20 protein-coding genes, 2 pseudogenes and 1 riboswitch are annotated in these 21,347 nt (G+C 65.9%); of the genes and pseudogenes, 3 read left to right on the forward strand and 19 right to left on the reverse strand.

From position 1 onward, the window contains the following. Positions 1-38: 38 nt before the first annotated feature. From GV368_RS05215 to GV368_RS05280, 14 genes and pseudogenes are all read right to left on the reverse strand, one after another. Positions 39-467 carry a DUF423 domain-containing protein gene (locus GV368_RS05215; RefSeq protein WP_142804275.1) on the reverse strand — a complete coding sequence of 143 codons (429 nt, stop codon included), beginning with the start codon at positions 465-467 and terminating at the stop codon, positions 39-41. Between the two features lie 134 nt (positions 468-601). Beyond that, positions 602-799 (reverse strand): annotated as a pseudogene (locus GV368_RS11750) (nitroreductase family protein); the annotation flags it as partial. Further along, positions 796-2,112 (reverse strand): cobyrinate a,c-diamide synthase, encoded by a 1,317-nt coding sequence (locus tag GV368_RS05225; RefSeq protein WP_169115750.1) that lies wholly within the window; start codon positions 2,110-2,112, stop codon positions 796-798. The pseudogene GV368_RS11750 and the gene GV368_RS05225, both read right to left, overlap by 4 nt. Further along, positions 2,106-2,708: a cob(I)yrinic acid a,c-diamide adenosyltransferase gene (cobO, locus tag GV368_RS05230; protein ID WP_142804065.1), complete on the reverse strand. Its 603-nt coding sequence runs from the start codon at positions 2,706-2,708 to the stop codon at positions 2,106-2,108. The genes GV368_RS05225 and cobO overlap by 7 nt, the downstream gene beginning before the upstream one ends. Beyond that, positions 2,701-3,657: a precorrin-3B C(17)-methyltransferase gene (cobJ, locus tag GV368_RS05235; RefSeq protein WP_142804064.1), complete on the reverse strand. Its 957-nt coding sequence runs from the start codon at positions 3,655-3,657 to the stop codon at positions 2,701-2,703. The genes cobO and cobJ overlap by 8 nt, the downstream gene beginning before the upstream one ends. Next, positions 3,654-4,046, reverse strand: a complete 393-nt coding sequence (locus tag GV368_RS05240; protein ID WP_169115751.1) for a cobalamin biosynthesis protein — start codon at positions 4,044-4,046, stop codon at positions 3,654-3,656. Before GV368_RS05240 ends, cobJ begins: the two co-directional genes overlap by 4 nt. Next, the gene (locus tag GV368_RS05245) at positions 4,043-4,783 is read right to left on the reverse strand and encodes a cobalamin biosynthesis central domain-containing protein (RefSeq protein ID WP_169115752.1); all 741 of its coding nucleotides are present in this window, start codon (positions 4,781-4,783) and stop codon (positions 4,043-4,045) included. The genes GV368_RS05240 and GV368_RS05245 overlap by 4 nt, the downstream gene beginning before the upstream one ends. Beyond that, positions 4,780-5,541, reverse strand: coding sequence for a precorrin-2 C(20)-methyltransferase (gene cobI / locus GV368_RS05250; protein ID WP_169115753.1), 762 nt, complete (start codon positions 5,539-5,541; stop codon positions 4,780-4,782). The genes GV368_RS05245 and cobI overlap by 4 nt, the downstream gene beginning before the upstream one ends. Next, positions 5,538-6,821 (reverse strand): precorrin-6y C5,15-methyltransferase (decarboxylating) subunit CbiE, encoded by a 1,284-nt coding sequence (cbiE, locus tag GV368_RS05255; RefSeq protein ID WP_169115754.1) that lies wholly within the window; start codon positions 6,819-6,821, stop codon positions 5,538-5,540. The genes cobI and cbiE overlap by 4 nt, the downstream gene beginning before the upstream one ends. Then, on the reverse strand, positions 6,808-7,941 hold the full coding sequence (locus GV368_RS05260; RefSeq protein ID WP_169115755.1) for a cobalt-precorrin-5B (C(1))-methyltransferase: 1,134 nt from the start codon (positions 7,939-7,941) through the stop codon (positions 6,808-6,810). The genes cbiE and GV368_RS05260 overlap by 14 nt, the downstream gene beginning before the upstream one ends. Continuing rightward, positions 7,938-8,603 carry a precorrin-8X methylmutase gene (locus GV368_RS05265; protein ID WP_169115756.1) on the reverse strand — a complete coding sequence of 222 codons (666 nt, stop codon included), beginning with the start codon at positions 8,601-8,603 and terminating at the stop codon, positions 7,938-7,940. Before GV368_RS05265 ends, GV368_RS05260 begins: the two co-directional genes overlap by 4 nt. A gap of 9 nt (positions 8,604-8,612) precedes the next feature. Further along, complete coding sequence (locus GV368_RS05270) at positions 8,613-9,443, reverse strand: sirohydrochlorin chelatase (protein WP_169115757.1); 831 nt, start codon at positions 9,441-9,443, stop codon at positions 8,613-8,615. Further along, positions 9,440-10,234 (reverse strand): precorrin-4 C(11)-methyltransferase, encoded by a 795-nt coding sequence (cobM, locus tag GV368_RS05275; RefSeq protein WP_169115758.1) that lies wholly within the window; start codon positions 10,232-10,234, stop codon positions 9,440-9,442. The genes GV368_RS05270 and cobM overlap by 4 nt, the downstream gene beginning before the upstream one ends. Further along, positions 10,234-10,914 carry an energy-coupling factor ABC transporter permease gene (locus tag GV368_RS05280; protein ID WP_169115759.1) on the reverse strand — a complete coding sequence of 227 codons (681 nt, stop codon included), beginning with the start codon at positions 10,912-10,914 and terminating at the stop codon, positions 10,234-10,236. The genes cobM and GV368_RS05280 overlap by 1 nt, the downstream gene beginning before the upstream one ends. 121 nt (positions 10,915-11,035) lie before the next feature. Further along, positions 11,036-11,249: riboswitch (cobalamin riboswitch) on the reverse strand. Positions 11,250-12,074: 825 nt separating this feature from the next. Here GV368_RS05280 and GV368_RS11625 point away from each other — a divergent pair. Then, the gene (locus tag GV368_RS11625; protein ID WP_169115760.1) at positions 12,075-12,533 is read left to right on the forward strand and encodes an AtaL-like protein; all 459 of its coding nucleotides are present in this window, start codon (positions 12,075-12,077) and stop codon (positions 12,531-12,533) included. Further along, entirely contained in the window at positions 12,530-13,504 is a 975-nt protein-coding gene (locus GV368_RS11110) for a recombination-associated protein RdgC (RefSeq protein WP_169115761.1), read from the forward strand. The genes GV368_RS11625 and GV368_RS11110 overlap by 4 nt, the downstream gene beginning before the upstream one ends. Positions 13,505-13,518: 14 nt before the next feature. Here the strand turns inward: GV368_RS11110 and GV368_RS11755 are convergent. From GV368_RS11755 to GV368_RS05305, 3 genes and pseudogenes are all read right to left on the reverse strand, one after another. Further along, positions 13,519-13,818 (reverse strand): annotated as a pseudogene (locus GV368_RS11755) (DUF1850 domain-containing protein); the annotation flags it as partial. After that, the gene (locus tag GV368_RS05300; RefSeq protein ID WP_169115762.1) at positions 13,815-15,854 is read right to left on the reverse strand and encodes a TRAP transporter permease; all 2,040 of its coding nucleotides are present in this window, start codon (positions 15,852-15,854) and stop codon (positions 13,815-13,817) included. The pseudogene GV368_RS11755 and the gene GV368_RS05300, both read right to left, overlap by 4 nt. Before the next feature lie 15 nt (positions 15,855-15,869). Next, complete coding sequence (locus tag GV368_RS05305) at positions 15,870-16,817, reverse strand: TAXI family TRAP transporter solute-binding subunit (protein ID WP_169115763.1); 948 nt, start codon at positions 16,815-16,817, stop codon at positions 15,870-15,872. Between the two features lie 159 nt (positions 16,818-16,976). Between GV368_RS05305 and leuE the strand changes: the two genes are divergently transcribed. After that, positions 16,977-17,639, forward strand: coding sequence for a leucine efflux protein LeuE (leuE, locus tag GV368_RS05310; protein WP_142804049.1), 663 nt, complete (start codon positions 16,977-16,979; stop codon positions 17,637-17,639). Positions 17,640-17,655: 16 nt separating this feature from the next. On the opposite strand, the gene gyrB is transcribed toward leuE, so the two are convergent. Both gyrB and dnaN read right to left on the reverse strand, forming a co-directional pair. Continuing rightward, positions 17,656-20,145, reverse strand: coding sequence for a DNA topoisomerase (ATP-hydrolyzing) subunit B (gene gyrB / locus GV368_RS05315; RefSeq protein WP_169115764.1), 2,490 nt, complete (start codon positions 20,143-20,145; stop codon positions 17,656-17,658). Positions 20,146-20,208: 63 nt separating this feature from the next. Then, positions 20,209-21,324: a DNA polymerase III subunit beta gene (dnaN, locus tag GV368_RS05320; RefSeq protein ID WP_169115765.1), complete on the reverse strand. Its 1,116-nt coding sequence runs from the start codon at positions 21,322-21,324 to the stop codon at positions 20,209-20,211. Positions 21,325-21,347 lie beyond the last annotated feature (23 nt).

Consider the following 21,347-nt stretch of genomic DNA (forward strand, 5'->3'; position numbering starts at 1 on the left):
GAGAGTCTAGAGTGCGATTGTTACGAGCTTGTTAAATTTTAACGCGATCGTCGCTTCGATGAGCATGGAGACCCGTCTTGCATCGAAGGAATTTCCTGCAAGACGCCAATGCCGAACGCGGCCCAGCCGGCGAGCAGCGCCGTGCCGCCTAACGGCGTCACCCACACCAGCGGCCACCATTGCGTAAAGGCATAAGCGTAGAGGCTGCCGCAGAAAGCGATCACCCCGCCCGTCCACAACCCCGCCGCGAGGCTCAAGGCCCGGTTCCTCCAGCCCGCGGCTCCCAGCACCCCCAGAGCGAAGAGCGCCAGGGCATGGACGAACTGGTAGAACACCGCCGTTTGCACGTTCTCGTAGAGCGCGGCGGCAAGGTGCGACCGCAACACATGCGCCCCGAACGCGCCCATGGCTACCCCCAGAAAGCCGAAGCACGCCGCGGCCAGTAGCGGGAAGCGGGAAGCCGTCATCACCCTTGTCACGAAACCTCCTCGAACGAGGAAACGGCCCGTTTCCTCCATTCCCAACCCGCCACCAGCGAGCCGCCCACGATCGCGAACGGCGCGAGCGTCCCCCACAGGACGATGGCGCTCGCTCCGATGAGGGTGGCGCGAACGATGGGTTGCATGTAACCCACGCTGGGCGCCTGATGCGCCGCCCACAGCAGCCGGTGCAGAATTTCGGGATCGACCGGGTCGGGTAGAAAATGGCGCATGTCGCGACGCTCGGCAATGGCGCGGTACACCGCCTCGCGCTCCGCCTCGGAAAAGCGATGAGGGGAAGGCGGAAAAGGAAGGCTCATATCGCTCTCCACGTCGTGGAGTCGGTCATCGATCCAAAAAGTGCCGCCGTCGCCACCGGGTTCGACGGAAAATAGAAGTGCATGTAGCTCGCCGTGAGCCGACCGTGACGGTAAATCGCCTCGCCACCGGTGCCGCGGGTCTTACGCGCAAGGGCGAGCGGCGCGAGCGTCGTCTCGAACGTGGAGTAGTGGAAGGTGTGGCCGGTGAGGCGTCCCTCGGGGAGATCCCCTTCCAGCACGCCGAGGCCGGCGAGCCTCGATTGCATGCGCGCCTGGCCTGGAATCAGACCGAACATCGGCCAGGACCGGCCCGCGGCATCGACGAGGGTCTCGGCGCAGGCGATCATGCCGCCGCACTCGGCGAGCAGCGCCTTGCCCGACTGCACGTGGGCGGCGAGTGCCGCGGCCATCGGGCGGTTGGCGGCGATCGCCGCCGCGTGCAGCTCGGGGTAACCACCGGGTAACCAAACGGCATCACACGGCGGCAGGGCGGAGTCCGCGAGCGGGGAGAAGAAGACCGTGCGGGCCCCGAGGGCGTGCAGGGTCTCGAGATTGGCGGGGTAGAGGAAACAAAAAGCGGCATCGCGCGCCACCGCCACCGTCTGGCCGGCGAGGAGCGGCGGAAGGGACGATGGGGCATCTGCCGGCAGAAAGGCGACCGGCGGCGGCAGCGCTGCGGCCTCGGTCTGGCCGATGGCCTCGGCCATGCGATCCAGTCGCGTTTCCAGGTCAGCGATTTCAGCGGCGGGCAGCAATCCCAGGTGGCGCTCGGGAAGGGTCATCGCCTCGTCGCGCGGCAAATGCCCAGCCCAGGCGATGTCCTCGGGCAGCGTGTCGCGGCACAGCCGCGCGTGCATGGCGCTACCGATGCGGTTGGCGAGCACGTGGGTGATCGGTGCCCCTTCGCGGTAGTGTTTCAATCCCCAGGCCACGGCGCCGAAACTGCCGGCCATGGCACTCGCATCGATGACGAGCAGGATGGGAAGATGCAGACGGCGCGCGAGTTCGGCGGCGCTGGGTTCGCCGTCGTGCAACCCCATCACGCCTTCGACGAGGAGGAGATCGGCGTGCCGCGCCGCACGCGCGAGGCGCCAGCGGGCATCTTCTTCCCCGGCCATGCGAAAGTCGATCGTCTCGCAAGGCGCACCCGAGGCGAGTTCGTGGATCTGCGGATCGAGAAAATCCGGCCCGCATTTGAACACGCGCACCCGTCGCCCCTGGCGGGTATGCCAGCGCGCGAGCGCCGCCACCACGGTGGTCTTGCCGTGACCAGAAGCGGGAGCGGCGACGAGCCAGGCGGGACAGTTCACCATTCGATCCCCGGCATGGCCTTCACCCCCGCCTGGAAAGCGTGTTTGACGAGTCCCATCTCGGTGACGGTGTCGGCCGCTTCGACCAACGCCGCCGGCGCGGCCCGCCCGGTGACGATGAGGTGCTGGTGGAACGGGCGCGCGCGAAACACCGCCAGCGCCTCTTCCAGGTCGAGCCAGTGATACTTGAAGGCGTAGGTGAGCTCGTCGAGGATCACGAGCGCCACGCCCGGATCGGTGAGCGCGGCGCGGGCCGTCTCCCAGGCGGCGCGGGCGGCGGCTGCGTCGCGCGCCGGGTCCTGCGTCTCCCAGGTGAACCCCTCGCCCATCACGTACCAGCGCACCGCCGGGTGGCGACGGAAGAAGGCTTCCTCGCCGGTATCGGAGCGGCTCTTGACGAACTGTACGACCACGGCGTTCATGCCGTGCCCCAGGGCGCGGGCGAGCACGCCGAACGCGGCGCTCGATTTCCCCTTGCCGCTGCCGGTATGGAGCAGGAAGACCCCCCGCTCGAGCGACGCCCGGGCGATGCGCTCCTCGATCACCGCCTTTTTGCGCTGCATGCGGGCGCGATGGCGCGCCGTGTCTTCTTCAGCCATCGGATTCCTCCGCGAGCAGGGCGGCGAGATAGTCTTCCGGCAGGGCGTAGCGCCGCGCGAGGCTCGCCGGGCTCTCGCCGCTTGCGCGAATCTCGCGCAACCACCCCTCGAGGCCGCTCGAAAGCGAGCGGCCGGCCTGCTCTCCCGCGCGCGCCTGACGTTCCCCCTCGTCGAAAACGTACTTTTCACCATAGCCGCGCGGCGTCACCATCAGGCCGTGGCGCACGAAGGTGCGGGAATTGCCCACCAGCACCGTCGAGAGCATGCCGATCTCGGCCTCGGCCATGCGCTCGAGCGTGGTTAGTTCGATGCGCTGTTTCGGCCGGTAGGCGGATTTGACGATGGCGACCGGCGTATCGGGCGCGCGGTGGCGCAGCAGCAGCCGCTGGGCTTCGACGATGTGGCGCGTGCGCCGTCCGCTCTTGGGATTGTAGAGGGCGACGACGAAATCGGCGGCGGCAGCGGCCTCCAGCCGCCGGGCGATCACCGGCCAGGGCGTGAGGAGATCGGAGAGCGAAATGGCGCAGAAATCGTGCGTGAGCGGCGCGCCCACGAGAGCGGCGCAGGCGTTGATGGCCGAGGCGCCCGGAACGATCTCCACGGCCACATCGCCCTCGGGCTGCCAGCCAGCGGCAAAGAGCACCTCGAACGTCGGCCCGGCCATGCCATAGACCCCGGCATCGCCCGATGAGATGAGCGCCACCGTCTTGCCCTGCCGGGCACGCTCGAGCGCCTCGACCGCCCGATCGAGTTCCTCGGTCATCGACTTGCGGATCACCTCTTTGCCTTCGAGCAACGGCGCCACCAGGCGCACGTAGGTGACATAGCCGATGACCGTGTCGGCTTCGGCGATGGCCTGCCGCGCGCGGGCACTCATGTGCGCCTCGCTGCCGGGGCCGATACCCACCAGAAAGATCTTGCCGCGCGCGGCAACCTCGGTTTCCTTCATGACATCCTCGCAATCGAGACGGTGGCATTGCGGCCGTCGGGGCCGCGGTAGCGGTGTTTTTCCACGATCAAGTCCTGCATTGGCGCGCCGGCGGCAAGCAAGGCCGCCGCCTCGGCCACCGAGGGCGTGCCGGTGTGGCGGCGCACGACTTCGGAAGGATGCGGCACCGGCACTGCCGCCAGTTCCTCGGGGGAATAAAAGCGCAGCGGACAGGAGAGTCGCGCGGCGAGGGCGAGCAGCCCCGGCTCGTCGGCCTTGAGGGTGATGCTGGCAAGGAGAACGATCGCCTCGGGCGAAAGGCCAGCTTCTGCGAGCGCCTGCGAAAGCGCCGTCTCGAGGGTGGCGAGCGGCGTGCCCCGATCGCAGCCGATTCCCACGGCGACTTTCATGGCGACTCCGGCGGACGATAGATCACGCGCCGCCCGGCCCACTGAGGGTGATCCTCGGCGCGCCCTTCGCGCGTGATCCACAGCAGGGCGGCGTAGCGGGCCGGATCGGCCTCCTCCAGCCGATCGAGCCTGACGAGGTTCGCCGGCAGCGGACCGCTGCGCCCGTTGGCGTGCCCGCGCCACCAGTCGGTACTGCCCGCTTCCTGCACCAAGGCCACCGGCTCGTCGTTGACCACGGCCGCGCTGCAGTGCACGATCTCGTCGTGGCTTGCCTCGAAGTGCCAGCCGAGCTCGCGCCCCAGCAGATCGACGCACAGGGTTTCGCGGGCGTCCGATGCCGTGGTGAGCACGGCCGTGGCCCCCAGCGCGAGCGCCAGATGCCCGGCGAGCGCGTTCGCTCCGCCCAGATGCCCCGAGAGCACGGGAATGACGAAACGCCCTGCCTCGTCGAGCACCACCACCGCCGGATCCTGCGCCTTGTCGCGCAGGTGCGGGGCGATGAGCCGCACCACCGCCCCCAGCGAGACGATGGCCACGATCGCATCGAAGGCGGCAAAGAGCGCCGGGATCTGCTCGCCCGTCTTGCCCTCGTAGCACTGCGCCCTGCCTGGAGCCGCCCGCTGCGCCAGTTCGGCGAATTTGGCCGGCGCGAAGACGCGGGCGCCGGGAAGCGCCGCCGCCACCCTGCCCGCCAGCGCGAGGCCGTGTTTGGTGATCGCCACCACCGCGCATCTCATGACGGCACCTCCAGAGGTTTCTTGCGGCAACCGCGCCGCAGCTCGCCACGCGGTAGACCCTGCTGGCGCACGATCAAGAGCGAGAGGTAATTCACTTTTTCCCCCGTGAGCGTGGCCACGTCCCGGACGAGACGCTGCTCGGGCGCACCGACTTTCTCGCAAAAAAACGTCTGCCCGAGCAAGTCACGGCGGGCAAGGAGCGTCAGGATCTCGTCGAGCAGGGGTTTGACCTTGAGCAGCACCACGGTGTCGAACTCGTCGAGCAGATGATCGATCACGCCGATGCCGTAGGCGGCCGGAATCACGGCCACGCGGTCGTCCTCCTCGGCGAGCGGCACGCCGGCTGCGGCGGCCGCGGCGAGGAAAGAGGGGACGCCGGCGACGGTTTCGATCGTGCAGCCCGGTGCGTGCGCCTCGAGCGTACGGGCCAGATGCCCGAACGTGGCGAAGGTGGAGGCGTCCCCCTCCACCAAGAAGACGAATTCGGACGTCTCCCGCGCCAGCTCGATCACTTGCTGCGCCGCCCGCTGCCAGGCACGCTCGAGCACTTCCGCTTGGCGCGTCATAGGGAAGACGAGGGGCACGGCGTCTTCGGGCACGGCGAGGCCCGCGCGGCGCACGATGTCGAGGGCGTAGGAATCGCCGCCGCTTCGCTTCACCGGATAGAGCCAGCGCGCCCCGCTCGTGAGCGCCTCCCAGGCACGCCGGGTGATGAGACCCGGATCGCCCGGGCCGAGCGAAACACCGGTGAGTTTCATGCTCCCTCCTTGGCCACGGTGACGATCCACACCGGGTTCTGCGCGGCGAGCCGGTGCATGTCGAGGATGGGTTTGCTGCGGCTCGCCTGCAGCTGCACCACCTCCCAGGGAAAACCCGAGGAACGCACCGCCGCTATCGCGGTAGCGAGATTTTCCAGGGTCACAAAATTCATCACCAGGCGGCCGCCGTCCTTGAGCCGTGCGAGCGCGAGTGCAATCAGCTCGGGCAACTCCCCGCCCGAGCCGCCGATGAAGACCGCATCCGGCGCAGGCCATTCGTCCAGTCCTTGCGGCGCCCTCCCCTCGACGAGGACGTAGTTGGCCACGCGCAAGCGGCGGGCGTTCTCGCGGGCATTGGCCGCCTCGGCTGGGTTCTTCTCGATCGCCCACACCTCCCCCTCGGGGCACAGACGGGCGCACTCCAGTCCCACCGAACCAGACCCCGCGCCGATATCCCAGACGCAGGCATCGGGTCGCAACCGGAGCTTCGCCAGCGACAACGCCCGCGCCTCCTGCTTGGTAATGAGCCCCTTCTCCGGCGCCCGCTGGGCGTATTCCGCGTCTTCCAGACCGAAAAGCGGCGCTTCCCCGCCGTGGCGCTCGATGAGCACCACGTTGGGATCGGGAAACTCCCTTCGGGCCGCTTCTTGCGGCGTGAGCGGCCCGAAGAGCGCCTCGTCGGCGAGCAGCAAACGGCTCGCCACCCGCATCCGTATCTCTTCGCCATAGCCGCAGTCGATGAGGGCGCGGGCGATGCGTGCCGGACCGTTCTCCGGGCTGGTGAAGACCGCCACATGCCTCGCCTGGGCCACGGCGCGCAGTACCGGCGACAGCGGATGCCCCGGACCCGCCGAAAAAGACCAGTTACCCGCGTCGCGTGCATGGCAACTGGCGATGCGCACCTCCTGCCACGGCAGCTTCCAGCGGGCAAAGGCAAGCTGCAGGGTCGAGACGGCCGGTAACACGTCTACCCGCGCCTCCCCCAGGCGGGCGATCAACCACGGGGCCAGGCCGTGGCACAGCGGATCGCCCGTGGCGAGTACCGCCACTTTCCGCCCCCTGCCGAGCGCCTCTTCCACCCAGCGCGGCACTTCGGCCAAAGCGCCGTCGAGCGCGCGCCATTCGCGACCTTCCGGCAGGTGTGGGCGCACGAGGGCGAGGGTGCGCTCCGCACCGATCACGAGTTCGGCCTCGTGCAGGCAGCGGCGGGACTCCTCTCCCAGACCTTCCCAACCGTCGTCGAGGATGCCGATCACGGCACAACGTTCAGGCACATTCATCTTCTTCTACCCGACAGATCGCCTGCCCTTCGAAATCGCACACCAGCACCGTGAGGTGATACTCTCCCGGATGATCCGCCTTCAGACGACGGATCGCGCGCATGGCCACGGCCCGGTGAAACGGCACCGCCAGCCCCAGCTCGGCCAGCCGTTCGGCACCAAAACGCGCCGTCTCGGCAGCGCGGATCTCCTCGACCACCGCCTCGGGCGCGCCCACTTCGCGGGCAGCCTCGGCGAGCAGATCGCGATCGACTTCGGCCTTCCACGCATGCGTCACCGCCAGCCCCTGGCACATCTTGGTGAGCTTGCCGATCATCGCCCCCACGTAAATGCGGCGCACGCGCCGGGCGATCGCCGCGCGAAACGCCGCCTTGACGAAATCGCCCATCTGTACGAAAGCCGCTTCGGGCAGATGCGGCAACTGGCGCATGGCGAACTTCTCGGTGCGCCCCCCGGTGGTGAAGACCACCGTGTCGCAACCCTGCGCCACCGCCACGTCCACGGCCTGCACCACGCTCGCGCGAAACGCCGCCGTCGAATAGGGGCGCACGATGCCGGTGGTGCCGAGAATCGAAATACCCCCCAGGATTCCCAGACGGGCGTTGAGCGTTTTCTTCGCCATCTCCTCGCCGCCGGGCACCGAGATCCTCACCGCCAACCCGTCGGTGCGCAACAGCGCTTCCGCCACCGCCTGCACGTTCTCGGTGATGTTGCGCCGTGGCACCGGATTGATCGCCGGCCCCCCCACCTCCAGGCCCAATCCCGGCTTGGTCACCACGCCCACGCCTTCGCCCCCCTCGAGGGCGATCACGCCGGCGCGCCCGGGCAGGCGCCGCACCTCGACCGTCAAGTGCGCCCCGTGGGTGGCATCGGGATCGTCGCCCGCATCCTTCACCACCACCGCCCGACACGTGTCGGCGTCGAGGAACACGGTCTCATGCACGGGAAAGCGCACGATCTGCCCGTTGGGCAGACGGCACTCGATCTCGGTGGGCCGCTCGCCGGAGACGAGCGCCCAAGCCGCCGCCCGTGCCGCGGCCGCCGAACACGCCCCGGTGGTAAAGCCGGTGCGGTTGCCGCGTTTCTTCGGCACACTCTTGCGGATCTTCTCCTCGCTCACACGTCCCCTTCTTCCTCCGCGAGCGCGAGCAGGGCATGTAGTGCCGCCACGACGAGGGTGGATCCCCCCTTGCGCCCGCGAATGGCGATCCACGGCACTTCTTGCTGCGCCATCAACCGTTCCTTGGATTCGGCGGCCGAGACGAAACCCACCGGCATACCCAGCACCAGTGCCGGGCGCACGCCCTCTTCTTCGATGAGACGAATCACCTCGATCAGCGCGGTCGGGGCATTACCGACGGCGACGATCGAGCCTTCGAGCAAGCCCAAGCGGTGCGCCTTGCGCATCGCCTCGACCGCCCGGGTGCCGCCGTTCGCTTTCGCCGCCGCGATCACGTCTTCATCGGCGATGAACTGATGCGCCGTCATGCCGAAATGCGACAGGCGCGGGCGCGACAGCCCCACGCAGATCATCTCCACGTCCGCCACCACGGGCGTGCCCCCCCGGCGGATCGCCGCGATCCCCGCCTCGATCGCCTCGGGGTGAAAGAACGTCAGCCCGTTGAACTCGAAATCGGCACTCGCGTGGATTATGCGCCGCACCACCGGCCACTGCGATGCGGCATAGCAATGCGCTCCCCCCACCTCGGCATCGATGATGGCGAAAGAATCGTGCTCGATCGCGCGCCCCAAGGCTGTGAGCTGTTCGGTGATCGCCGTCATGATCCTCCCTCATCCGTGATGATGCGCATGAGCATGTTCGTGGGCCGCGGCGGCGCGGTATTTGCAGCCGTCGCACTCCAGCATCCCCTCTCGCTCCCCGTTCGTCACCCGCGATTCCAGCAACGCCACGAGGCGCTCGTCGAAACCGAAATGACGCGCCAGCGCGAACGCCACCGTAGGATATTGCCGCCGCAGGCGCTCCACCTGCGCCCCGATGCGCTCGATCAGCACCCCGGTGAAGAGATACACGGGAACGATGGCGATCTGCATCATGCCGAGTTTCACCTGCCGCGCCACCACCGTCTCCAGACGCGGCCAGGTGATGCCGGTAAAGGCGAGATCGACCAGCTCGTGGTCATTGGCCTCGAACACCCAGCGCGCCATTTTCGCGAGCTCCGCGTTCCCTCCCGGATCCGATGAACCGCGTCCGAGCAAAATCACGCCCGTGGTGGCCGGATCGGGCACGTCCAGTTCCCGCAATGCCTCCTGCAGCCGCTGCTGGATGAGCGGGAAAAGCTCCGCTCCCATACCCAGATGCCTGCGCGCCACGAAGTGCACCTGCGGGTGGCGCGCCCGCGCCCGCTCGATCGCCTCAGGCAGTTCCATCTTCACGTGCCCGGCCGCGTTGAGGATGAGCGGTACCACCACCACCTCGCGCGCGCCTTCCGCCGCCCGATCGAGCCCTTCGTCGAGCAGGATCTCGGCATGCTCGATGAAACACAGTTCGATGCGCCATTGTGGCCGCATCTGCCGCCAGCGCGCCACGAATTCCGCGGTCTCGACGTTTCCCGTCGCCTCGCGCGACCCGTGCGCCACCACCAGCACCGTGCATTCGTTCATGTATCCCATTCCTTCGTCTTTGCTTTGCGCCAGCGATGCGTAAAGGAAGGGTCGTAGAGCTTGCTGCGTGCCAAATCCGGCCACGACGCCGCCCCCAGCGTGGGGCCGACCACGATCATCGCCTGACTCACGATCCCCGCCTCGCGGCACGCCCGGCGCAATTCCCCCAGCGTGGTGCGCACGATGCGCTCCTCGTCCGCCCAGCTTGCCTTGTGCACCACCAGCACCGGCGATTCTTCCGCCCAACCGGCCGCGCGCAAACCCCGCTCGACCTCGGCGAGCCGCGTGATCGAGAGAAAGAGACAGATCGTGCTGCGGTGCGCCGCGAGGGACTCGAGCTCCTCACCCGGCGGCATGGGCGTACGCCCGGCCACCCGGGTGAGGATCACCGTCTGCGTCACTTCGGGCAAGGTCATCGATTCGCCCGCGGCCGCCATCGCCGCCATCGCCGAAGACACTCCCGGTACCACCTTCCAGGAAATGCCCGCCGCCGTGAGCGGCCGGGTGAGCTCGATGAGCGCCCCATAGAGCGTGGGGTCGCCCGTCTGCAGGCGCACCACCGTCTCGTGCGCCTTCGCCGCGGCCACCAGCCACTCGGTCATCTCCTCGAGCGTCATGTCTTTCGAATCGCAGATGAGGCAACCCGGCGGCGCGTAACGCGTCACGGCGGCATCCACCAACGACCCGGCGAAGAGCACGGCACCGGCACACTCGAGCAGCTTCTTGCCCTTGACGGTGAGGAGCTCCGGATCGCCGGGGCCGGCGCCGACGAACCATACCGTCCCCGGCATCAGGCCCGACCCATGAAGAGCCGCCGCTGCAACAGCAGGGATTCCCTCCCGCGATGCCAAGCCTTGGCCGCCGCGAGCACCGCCAGGTCGATGAGCGGCTCGACGAGCACCACCGCAAGGTAGGCCGCGCCGAACGAAGCCACCTGCGCGAGGTTTTCCGCGCCGACCCCCTGACCGTAGAGCGCCCAAAAAGCCACCCACGACACCACGCCCCCCTGGTAGGCGAGCGACAGACGCAGCACGTCGCGATAACGCAGTTCGACGTAAGGAATGTGCGGTGCCACGATACGCCGGGCCAGGAGCGCCGTGGCGAAGAGCGGTACGAGCAAAGTGGTCACGTTCATGCCGAACTGCGGCAGATCGGCGGGCGCAAAGAACATCCCTTGGGCGAGGAGCCCGCCGGCGAGCCCCAGAGCCGCCGCCGCAGGGCCGAAGAGCAGCAGCAAGGTAGAGCCCAGGATGAGGTGGACCTCGGACACGCCCACCGGTCGATGGGGAAAGACCTCGAAGAAACAGAACACGAGGAAGGACGCCACGAGGGTGCGCAACGCGAGCGCCGCCACCCCGTCCTTTTTCACCGCGCGGGCCGCGAGCCACCAAGCGGTGGCCAGGCTCGCGGCCGCAGTGGCATGACCCAACAAGAGTTTGGCGCCCGTGACGACGCCTGGTTCGATATGCATGACCCGTCTCCTTTGCGAAGTCTTCGCCAAGACGAGCCGCACGAGGAGAAAGGGCCTGAGGAAAGGGGAAGAGAGAAGGACCGCCCCGAACCGTCAGCCAAACCCACACCCCGGGGCTCGCACCAACTACGCACTTCGGGCCGGTCTTCTGGCTCGCCGTCATCCGGTTCGCGCGCCTTCCCATGCCGTTGAAGGCACAGTGGCCGATGCGCTTCCCGTCAGGCTCACAGCAGCGGGGGCTGCGCCGGAATGGCAGGACGATGCCCGCTTCACCGGCTTCCCGTTTCACCCACTCGCAAGACGTCGGAGCGGGCACCCGAAGCAAAGGCAAGATACACCGCCGCCGCGCACGATGTCAACGCCATGGACTCCAGCCCTCCTTCCTGTGGATCGTGAAGAAACGAGCGCAAGTCCTTGAACGGATTTGTCTCATCCTGGGATTTTCACAAAATTATCCACAAGCCTGTCCCAATTCTGAGGCGAGTTTGTCTGCCATCTCCCGCCAGCCCGCCGACGGTGCACGGATACAAGGATTCTCCGGTAATCGTTTGTGGATCAATGGAAAATTTCCCCATCGGGTGAATTTCCTCCCCAAACCGCCCACTGCTCATCCCAGGGTTTTCCCAAAGTTTTCCCGCCGGGGAAACGTGCGGATGCCTTGGACGGCAAGAAGTTATCCACAGATTTGGAGGAAACATTGTTTACATGGTTTTTTGTTTACTTGATTTAGTTGACAACCCCTTTCTCCTTCGCCAAAAAAAAACCATGAAGAAAGGAATGTTTTTGCTCTCCTACCAAAAACCATTTTTAAATTGATGTTTTTTGTGACCGATACGCCACAGTGGACAAGGCGAAGGGAAACCGTGGGAAAGTTTGGGGAAAACTCCCCGTTTTTTCTGGATCCCGGAAAGCATTCGTCTACATCACACCGCTTGCAAACCCTTCGTTCCCCTCATTCACCATCAAGAAAAATCCAACGAAATCATAGTTTTTACTCAGTTTTCCACAGAACCTTGTCGAGCATAGTAAACACTAGAGGTTTTTATAAAAGATCTGTGTACAACTACCGATCTCGGCGTGTCTGTCCTGCCGTCTGCTGCCCCTTGCCCTCGTCGCCCCTTGCCCCTAGACTTCCCTGCAACCTCCAAGGGGACGTCGTCGTGCACTTCGAACACCGCCTGTTCTTCGCTCCGGAAGAAGCACTCGATGCCGCCGAGGTCTGGCAGGGATTGGCGATGCGCATCGAGCATCCGCAGGAATTCGTCCTGGGGCTGACCGGCTGCGACATCCTGGAGCGAGGCCCGGCGCACGTGCTGCGCCGGCTGCACTTTGGCCACGACAGCTACCGCGATCGTGTCGAGTGGGAAGAGGGAAAACGTCTGCGCTTCGTCGTCGAACCCCAGGACGGCCGGCCCGGCGGAACGCTGGAGATCTCGCTCGTCATCGAAGGCGAACGCCTCGGGCTGAATTTCCGCTATGACACCACCCTGGACGAGGCTCTGCTCGCGCCCGACGGCCGGCCCGTGGCCGAGTGGCTTTCCCAGGCCTATGCCGCGGCCGATGCCGACACCATAGCGCGCATCGTCGCGATCGCGCGAAAGAAACGAGGAAAAGCATGATCGAATTCAAAAACCTGCGCCTCTACCGCTGGGATGGTCCGGAAGGGCGCACCTACTGGAACGAGCTCTTCCTCCGCCGTCCCTTCCTGCCGGTGGGGCCGCAGAACGAGACGAGCGAAGGCTGGGCGCCGCCCTTCGGCGATGACGAGGCGATTGCGGACGTAGGGGGGCACTGGCTGGCGCATTGGGTGCGCGAGGAGCGCCTCCTGCCGGCGAGCGTGGTCAAAGCCGAGGCCGAACAGCGCGCCGAGGCGATCGCCGAGGAGCGGGGCTATCCCCTCTCGCGCAAGGAACTGCGTGACCTGCGCGAGGCCATCCGCGCCGAATGGTTGCCGCGCGCCTTCACCCGGCGCCGGCGCGTGCCGGTGTGGATCGATCCGCGCGAAGGGTGGTTCGCCGTCGATGCCGGCAGCCTCGCCCTTGCCGAACGGGTGATCGACACCCTGCGCGCCAGCGCCGAACGTTTCCCCTTGAAGCCCTGGCGCACCCGGCTCGCGCCCGCCTCGGCGATGGCCGACTGGCTGCTCGCCGGCGAGGCACCCGGCCCCTTCTCGCTCGAAGACGAGGTCCAGCTCGAGGCGCAGGACGACAGCCGCTCCCTCGTGCGCTACGCCCGGCTGCCGTTGGGTGAAGGCAGCGTCGCCGCCGAGATCCGCTCCCACCTGGGCGCCGGCAAGCGCCCGACGCGGCTCGCGCTCGCCTACGCCGATCGGCTGAGTTTCGTGCTCACCGCCGACGGCGCGCTCAAACGGCTCGCGCGCACCGACCCCGAGGACGAGACGGCGGGCGAGGCGCGCGACGCCCGCGAGCGCTTCGAGGGACGGTTCTACCTCTTCGCCGAGACCCTGCGTGCCATGCTGCCGGCGCTCTCGGCCGCGCTCGGCGGGGAACTCGGCGAAGAAGGCGAGCAGGGAAAGAGCTCGATTTCCCCGACTTCCGGCAATCCGGGCAGCCAGACTTCGAGCTCGTGACAGGCTTCGTCACCCGGGCAGAGGCGATAGGGCGATGCGAACGGCGAATGGGCCAGATGCAGCGCAGGAAGGTGCAAGGCTTCCTCATAGACCCATACGCCATCCTTTAGCCTTGCTCGAGGCGGCGGTTCCATCCCTGCCCCCGAACCATGGATGCGGCCTTCGACGAAGACGAGCCGGGCCGACTCGCCCTCCTCGATGCGCCAGCGCTCCTCCCACTGCGTCTTCTCGATCGAATGCTGCCAGCTCAAGGTGAAGACGCTCACGGGCAGGAAGGCTGTCGTTCCCAGAATGCTCAGGCATAGACCGATCATGTCGGCGAGGATCTGCGACGATGGCGCCAGACGTGCTGTAACAGGATGATCGCCCCGGCCAGCAGGCCTAGTTCGTCGGTGATGGGCATGGCGATCACGAGCAAGGCCGCTGCAGCGAAAGCCCACGACCGCTCGAACCAGGACAGGGGGCCGAGCCAGTAGCCGATCGCCGTACAGCCCCACAGCCAGATCGCCAGTATCACTTTGAAGACGATGTAGCTGATCTCCAGCCATCCCGGATCGCCCTGCAGCATCAGCGCCGGGGTATACACCGCCATGAAGGGGATGACGAACCCGGCCGCTGCCACGCGGATCGCCTGCAAGCTGATGGACAGACCCGGGGCCCCCGCGATCGGTGCGGCAGCGAAGCAGGCCAGGGCCACGGGCGGGGTGAGATCGGCCATGATGCCGAAATAAAAGACGAACATGTGGCTCACGATGAGCGGTACGTCGAGGTGCAACAGCGCCGGCGCGGCGAGCGAGCTGGTGATGATGTAGTTGGGGATAGTGGGGATTCCCATGCCCAGTACCAGGCACACGAGCATCGTCAGGAGCAACGACAAAAAGAGGCTCTGCTCTCCTACGGCGAGCACGGCATTGGCGAAGCTCGAAGCCGCGCCGGTGAGGGTCATCACGCCGATGATGACGCCGACCTGGGCACAGGCGATTCCCACCGGCAGCGCCTGACGCGCGCCTTCGGCCAGGGCCGACACCAGGTCTTTCAGGGTAGGCCGGCTCTTCGTATTCAAGGCGCAGGCAAACACCAGCACGGCGATCAGCACCAGCACCGGAGTGATTCCCCAGCGCAGGAAAGTCGAGCACATCACGCCGAGGGCGATCCAGAAGAGGAAACGGAGCGCTTTGGTGAGCAGCGCGGTCGAGAGGATGGTGCCCAGGATCAGAACGACGGTGAGCAGTAATCCGACGAGCCCGGCGAAGAGCGGCGTATAGCCGGAAAAGAGCAGATAGACCAGCACTGCCAGCGGCAGCACCAGATACCAGCGCTCGCGCACCGCGCGCCACGGATTGGGCAGGCTCTCCTTGGGCATTCCGGTCAGGCCCAAGCGGCCTGCTTCGAGATGTACCACCAAAAACGCCGTGAGAAAATAGAGAATCGCTGGGATGAGCGCCGCACGCACCACTTCCACGTACGCTACGCCGATCGTCTCGGCCATGATGAAGGCCACTGCGCCCATCACCGGCGGCATGATCTGGCCGCCCATGCTGGCCGTAGCCTCGACCCCACCGGCGAATTCTGGACGGTAGCCGAAGCGTTTCATCAACCGGATCGTGAACTGGCCGGTCGTCACGACATTGGCTACGCCGCTGCCGTTGATCGTTCCCATCAGCCCCGAAGCGATCACCCCGACTTTTGCCGGACCGCCTTGGGTGTGACCGACCAAACCCAAGGCGAAGTCGGTAAAGAGCTTGAGCATGCCGGCGCGCTCGAGAAAGGCGCCGAAGAGGATGAAGAGGAAGATGTAGGTCGAGCTGACGTAGATGGGGATGCCGTAGATCCCTTCCGTGCCGAAAGAAAGGTGCTCGATCACCTGTTCCCAGGGATAACCGCGGTGATTCAATGGCCCAGGAAGCCAGCGCCCATAGACGGCGTAGAGCACGAGTACGCCGCAGATGAGCGGCAAGGCCCAGCCCATCATGCGTTGGGTGGCCAAAAAGACGAGCATCAGGAGCACTGCGCCGACCCATAGATCGATATGGGTCGGATCGCCCGAGCGCAGCATCAGCTCATGCTCGAAGATCCATTGATAGAAGGCTACGGCCGCGGAAAGCAACACGCAGACGAGAAACAGCGATGGAATCAGCCGTTTTCCCCGCACGAAGCCATCTCGGGCGAGGAATCCGAAAGTGAGTATGAGCAGGAAACCGACGTGGACGGCACGCGTGACCAGGGAGGAAAAAGGGGTGAAGGCCGCGGTATAGATTTGAAAGAGCGAAAAGCTCACCGCGACGAGAAAAAGCAGGCGCGACGCGAAGCCTTTTCCCTCATCCTCCGTATGGTCGAAGCCGTGGTGCATGGTGCACCTATCCGTTTAGCGGAGCACGCCGGCTTCTCGATAATAGCGCTCCGCTCCCGGATGCAAGGGGATCGGCAAGCCGCTGGTGGCTTCTTCGAGTTTGATCCCTTTGGCGGCGGTATGCGCGGCGACGAGCTCGTCGAGATGCTCGAACATCGACTTCGTCATGAGATAGACCACTTCTTCCGGAACGCCGCTGTGCGTCACCAGCAGGTTGCGCACCGCCACCGTCGGGACGTCCTGCTCCTGACCCGTATAGGTGCCGGCCGGGATCACCGCCGGCTGATAGGCCGGGTCGCCGATCTTGGCGACGATTTCCGGCGGCACCGGAACGACGACGATCGGCACGTTGGTCGCGAGGTCGCGGATCGAGGCCACACCGAGTCCGGCGGATTGTAGGGTGGCATCGAGCTGGCGGTTCTTCATCAGTTCGACCGATTCGCCGAAGGGAAGGTATTCGACCTTGCCGAGGTCGGCGTAGGAAAGACCCGCCGCGGCGAGTACGGCGCGTGCGTTGAGTTCGGTACCAGAGCGCGGGGCCCCCACCGACAGGCGCTTGCCTCGCAGGTCCTGCAGCGAGCGGATGCCGGATTCCCTGTTCGCCACGATCTGTATGTAGTTGGGATAGATCGCCGCCAGCGCCCGCAATTTGTCGAGCTTCTGCTTGAAACCGGCTTCCTCGTTCCCCTCCCAGGCCTGGGCGACGGCATCACCCAGTGAGAAGGCCACTTCGCCGCGACCGGCTTGTAGGAGATTGAGATTTTCCGCGCTCGCCTTGGTCGCCTGGACGCTCGTCTTCGCACCGGGGATGGCTGCGCCGTAGATTTTGGACAGTGCCACTCCCAGTGGGTAATAGACCCCGCTGGTGCCGCCGGTGAGCACGGTGATGTAAGTCTGCGCTTGGGCTGCGGCGGCGAAAGCGCACAAGCCGAGCGCAGCGACGAAATGACGGATCGCACCCATGGTTTTCTCCTTTGGTCGATGACAAGGACCGATCTGACGCCAGCTCAGCCGCTTTATAGCAGCCAGAATGGGGGTGGTCAAGCGTTGCGATTTACCGCCATACTCGAAGCGCGAAAGATCGGCTAGCATGGAGCTCATCGAGTTTCTTCGGATCCGGCCATGTCACTCGGTATCGTCGACTACCCCACCTTCCTGCTCGGCACCATTTTCGTCGTACTCCTACCGGGGCCGAACTCGCTCTACGTCATGACATCGGCTTCGAGACACGGCTGGCGCAGCGGCGCCTGGGCCGCACTGGGGGTACTCGTGGGAGATACGGTGTTGATGTGTGCGGCGGTATTTGGGGCTGCGTCGCTTCTGAAGCTCGTACCGGCGCTTTTTCTAGGGCTCAGGCTCGCCGGGGCGGCTTACCTCTGCTGGATCGGACTACAACTGATGCGCGCCGCCTGGCGGGCGAGCCAGGCCATGCGCCGCGGCGAGGCGATCGCCACGCCCGAAGAAGGCGTGCGCACAGGGGCCTTGCACCCCTTCCGTTCGGCTTTGCTCATCAGCCTGATGAACCCGAAGGCCATCCTCTTCTTCTTTTCTTTTTTCATCCAGTTCGTCGACCCGCAGGCGGGTCATCCGCTGCTCGCTTTCCTGGTGCTGGGCGTGTCGGTACAGCTGTGCAGCATGACCTATCTCGCCACCCTGGTGCTTGCCGGCGCCAAGCTCGCTGCGGCTTTCCGCCGACACCGGCGGCTCGCCATCGGCGGCACCGGCGCGGTCGGGGCGCTCTTCGTCGCCTTCGGGATGAAGCTCGCGACGGCGAGCCTCGAATGAGGCGCCGTCGCCGGTCTCACACGTCGATGTTGCGAGCGTAGAGCGCGTTCGTCTCGATGAAGGCGCGCCGCGGTTCGACCTGCTCGCCCATCAGGGTGGTGAAGATCTCGTCGGCGGTGATGGCGTCGTCGATCTGCACGCGCAGCAGGCGCCGCACTGCCGGATCCATCGTCGTCTCCCACAACTGATCGGGGTTCATTTCGCCCAAACCTTTGTAGCGTTGTTTGACGAGGTTGCGTTCGACCTCGGCGATGAGCCACTGTACTGCTTCGGCGAAGCTGCTTACCGGCTGGCGTTTTTCGCCGCGGCGTACCTGAGCGCCGGGGCCGACGAGATCGGCCAGCGTCCGGGCGGCCTCGCGGATGAGGCGCCAGTCGTGTGAGGCGAGAAAGTCGGGGTCGATGCGCGAGCGTCGGGCGTTGCCGTGGTGCATGCGCGTGAGCTCGAGCACCCACTCCTCGTTCGTCTCGTCGAACAGGGCTTCGACCTCCAGGGCGCCGTCGAGCGCGGCATGCAGCCGCTCGGCGCTCGCCATGGCCGCTTCCTGGCTGGAGAGGTCGAGGGCGACGTCGTTGGCGAGCAGCGTGCGCAACGCCTGCGCGTCGATGCGCGCGGCGTGGCGTGCGATGAGCGATTCGGCCAGCAAATACTGGCGCGCGAGGCCGGCGAGCGTCTCGTCGCGCAGCGGTTCGGCGCCTTCGCGCGGCAGCAGTTCCGCCCCGTCGAGGGCGAGCTTGAGCAGGTGCTGCTGCAGCTCCTGGTCGTCCTTGAGGTAGATCTCGGTCTTGCCGTGCTTGATCTTGTAGAGCGGCGGCTGGGCGATGTAGATGTGGCCGCGCTCGACGAGCTCGGGCATCTGCCGGTAGAAGAACGTGAGCAGCAGGGTGCGGATGTGGGCGCCGTCGACGTCGGCGTCCGTCATGATGATGATGCGGTGGTAGCGCAGCTTCTCCGGCTTGTATTCGTCCTTGCCGATGCCGGTGCCCAGCGCCGTGATGAGGGTGGCGATCTCCTGGCTTTGCAGCAGCTTGTCGAAGCGCGCCTTCTCGACGTTGAGGATCTTGCCCTTGAGCGGCAGGATCGCCTGGAATTTGCGGTCGCGCCCCTGCTTGGCCGAGCCGCCGGCCGAATCCCCTTCGACGAGGAAGAGTTCGCACAGCGCCGGGTCCTTTTCCTGGCAGTCGGCGAGCTTGCCGGGCAAACCTACGCCGTCGAGCAGCCCCTTGCGCCGCGTCATTTCGCGCGCCTTGCGCGCCGCCTCGCGTGCGCGCGCCGCCTCCACGATCTTGCCGCAGATGATCTTGGCGTCGTTGGGATTCTCCAGCAGGAACTCGGCGAGTTTGGCCGAGACGATCTCTTCGACCGCCGGGCGCGCCTCGGAGGAGACGAGTTTCATCTTCGTCTGGCTGGCGAACTTCGGATCGGGCATCTTCACCGAGAGCACGCAGGCGAGCCCCTCGCGCATGTCGTCGCCGGTGATCTCGACCTTGGCTTTCTTGGCGATCTCCTGCTCTTCGATGTAGCGGTTGATGACGCGCGTGAGCGCGGCGCGCAAGCCGGTGAGGTGCGTGCCGCCGTCGGGCTGCGGGATGTTGTTGGTGTAGCACAGCACCTGTTCCTGGTAGCTGTCGTTCCACTGCATCGCCACCTCGACGGCGATCTCGACCTCGTGCCCCACGTCCTGGGGTACCTTCACCACCCCCTGGGCATGGAAGATGTGGGGATGGATGGGGTGTTTGTTGCGGTTGAGGTATTGGACGTAGCCGCGCACCCCGCCGGAGAAGGCGAAATCCTCTTCTTTGCCGGTGCGCTGGTCGACGAGCTTGATGCGCACGCCGTTGTTGAGGAAGGAGAGCTCGCGCAGGCGCTTGGCGAGAATGTCGTAGTGGTATTCGATGGTACCGAAGATCTCCTCGTCGGCGAGCCAATGCACCTCGGTGCCGCGCTTGGTGGTCGGCCCCAGTTCGCGCATCTTGCGCACGGGTATACCGTCGATCACCTCCTCGACGAAATCGGCCGGCACGCCGCGGTGGAATTCCATGAAATGCTTCTTGCCGTCGCGCCGCACCGTGAGCCGCAGCCATTTGGAGAGCGCGTTGACGCAGGATACGCCCACGCCGTGCAGTCCGCCGGACACCTTGTAACTGTTCTGGTTGAACTTGCCCCCGGCATGCAGTACGCACATGACGATTTCGGCGGCGCTGCGCTTGGGCTCGTGTTTGTCGTCCCACTTGATGCCGACCGGGATGCCGCGACCGTTGTCGAGCACCGACACGGAGTTGTCGGCGTGGATCGTCACCACGATCTCGTCGCAGTAGCCGGCGAGCGCCTCGTCGATGGCGTTGTCGACCACTTCGAACACCATGTGGTGTAGCCCGGTGCCGTCGGAAGTATCGCCGATGTACATGCCGGGACGCTTGCGCACGGCCTCCAGCCCTTCGAGCTGCTGGATGGCGGATTCGTCGTAGGTTTCACTGGGGGTTTTTTTCTGCACGTCTCGGCTCATGACGGAAATTCGTTCCTCGTAGCGTATCGATGAAATGTCTGACAGATTTTTTGGGGTACGGTTCTACAGGCGCATCGGCATCACGACGTATTCGAAGTGCTCGTCCTCGGGGACGGTGATGAGGGCGGCGGCGTTGCCGTCCTTGAGCGACAGATGCACGACTTCGTTGGTGAGCGCGCCCAGTACGTCGAGCAGATAGCCGACGTTGAAGCCGATCTCCAGCGGTTCGCCGTCGTAGGCGATCTCGATCTCCTCGATGGCCTCTTCCTGTTCGGCGTTGTGGCTCGACAGGCGCACCAGCCCCGGGGAGAAGGAGAGTTTGACCGGGCGGATCTTGTCGCTGGCGAGGATCGCCACGCGCTGCAAGGCTTGCTGCAGTTCGGTGCGCACGAAGGAGACGCGGATGGGGTGCCCTTGGGGAATGACACGACGAAAATCGGGGAATCGCCCGTCGATGATCTTGCTGAGGAATTCGCTGTCCTTGAAGCGGAACACGATCTGCTTGTCGGCGATGCGCACTTCCACCGTGTCGTCGGAATCGGTGAGCAGCCGCTGCAGCTCGCCCACCGCCTTGCGCGGCACGATGGCTTCGCGCGCGCTCGCCAAGGGTTCGGCCAGAGGTTGCGCGCAATGAGCCAGCCGGTGGCTGTCGGTGGTCACCACGTCGAGCCGGTCGCCTTCGGCGGCAAAGAGCATGCCGACGAGATAGTAGCGGATGTCCTGCTGCGCCATGGCGTAGGAGGTGAGCGCGATGAGGCGGCGCAGCTCGCGCTGGGTGAGCCGCATGGGCGCGTCTTCGCCTTCCGGTGGGACGAGGCGGGGGAATTCCTCTGCCGGCAGCGCCTGCAGGGTGAAACGGCTGCGACCGCAGCGCAGGACGAGGCGGCTCTCGCCGTCGCGCTCGAGCCGTATCACCGCGCCTTCGGGAAGGCTGCGCAGGATGTCGAGCAGTTTTTTCGCATTGACGGTGAGCCGCCCCGTTTCGCCCGGCAGCTCGCTCGCGTCGATGTGGACGGCGAGCTGCATTTCGCCGTCGGTGGCGGTGAGCCCGAGGCGGCCGGCGTCGCGCTCGAGGAGCACGTTGGCGAGGATGGGTTTCGTCTGGCGTTTTTCGACCACGCCACTGGTGGCCAGCAGCGGTTGCAGCAGCTGGTCGCGGGTCGATTCGAGAAAGAGCATCGGGTCTCTCCTGAATTGGAAGT

It is taken from the genome of Tepidiphilus baoligensis, assembly GCF_012911495.1.
Classification (GTDB): domain Bacteria; phylum Pseudomonadota; class Gammaproteobacteria; order Burkholderiales; family Rhodocyclaceae; genus Tepidiphilus; species Tepidiphilus olei.

What these genes read in the sequence shown, in the direction of transcription:
- GV368_RS05215 (WP_142804275.1), bottom strand. Translation starts at nt 467, where the DNA reads ATGACGGCTTCCCGCTTCCCGCTACTGGCCGCGGCGTGCTTCGGCTTT.
- GV368_RS05225 (WP_169115750.1), bottom strand. Translation starts at nt 2,112, where the DNA reads ATGGTGAACTGTCCCGCCTGGCTCGTCGCCGCTCCCGCTTCTGGTCAC.
- cobO (WP_142804065.1), bottom strand. Translation starts at nt 2,708, where the DNA reads ATGGCTGAAGAAGACACGGCGCGCCATCGCGCCCGCATGCAGCGCAAA.
- cobJ (WP_142804064.1), bottom strand. Translation starts at nt 3,657, where the DNA reads ATGAAGGAAACCGAGGTTGCCGCGCGCGGCAAGATCTTTCTGGTGGGT.
- GV368_RS05240 (WP_169115751.1), bottom strand. Translation starts at nt 4,046, where the DNA reads ATGAAAGTCGCCGTGGGAATCGGCTGCGATCGGGGCACGCCGCTCGCC.
- GV368_RS05245 (WP_169115752.1), bottom strand. Translation starts at nt 4,783, where the DNA reads ATGAGATGCGCGGTGGTGGCGATCACCAAACACGGCCTCGCGCTGGCG.
- cobI (WP_169115753.1), bottom strand. Translation starts at nt 5,541, where the DNA reads ATGAAACTCACCGGTGTTTCGCTCGGCCCGGGCGATCCGGGTCTCATC.
- cbiE (WP_169115754.1), bottom strand. Translation starts at nt 6,821, where the DNA reads ATGAATGTGCCTGAACGTTGTGCCGTGATCGGCATCCTCGACGACGGT.
- GV368_RS05265 (WP_169115756.1), bottom strand. Translation starts at nt 8,603, where the DNA reads ATGACGGCGATCACCGAACAGCTCACAGCCTTGGGGCGCGCGATCGAG.
- GV368_RS05270 (WP_169115757.1), bottom strand. Translation starts at nt 9,443, where the DNA reads ATGAACGAATGCACGGTGCTGGTGGTGGCGCACGGGTCGCGCGAGGCG.
- cobM (WP_169115758.1), bottom strand. Translation starts at nt 10,234, where the DNA reads ATGCCGGGGACGGTATGGTTCGTCGGCGCCGGCCCCGGCGATCCGGAG.
- GV368_RS05280 (WP_169115759.1), bottom strand. Translation starts at nt 10,914, where the DNA reads ATGCATATCGAACCAGGCGTCGTCACGGGCGCCAAACTCTTGTTGGGT.
- GV368_RS11110 (WP_169115761.1), top strand. Translation starts at nt 12,530, where the DNA reads ATGATCGAATTCAAAAACCTGCGCCTCTACCGCTGGGATGGTCCGGAA.
- GV368_RS05300 (WP_169115762.1), bottom strand. Translation starts at nt 15,854, where the DNA reads ATGCACCACGGCTTCGACCATACGGAGGATGAGGGAAAAGGCTTCGCG.
- GV368_RS05305 (WP_169115763.1), bottom strand. Translation starts at nt 16,817, where the DNA reads ATGGGTGCGATCCGTCATTTCGTCGCTGCGCTCGGCTTGTGCGCTTTC.
- leuE (WP_142804049.1), top strand. Translation starts at nt 16,977, where the DNA reads ATGTCACTCGGTATCGTCGACTACCCCACCTTCCTGCTCGGCACCATT.
- gyrB (WP_169115764.1), bottom strand. Translation starts at nt 20,145, where the DNA reads ATGAGCCGAGACGTGCAGAAAAAAACCCCCAGTGAAACCTACGACGAA.
- dnaN (WP_169115765.1), bottom strand. Translation starts at nt 21,324, where the DNA reads ATGCTCTTTCTCGAATCGACCCGCGACCAGCTGCTGCAACCGCTGCTG.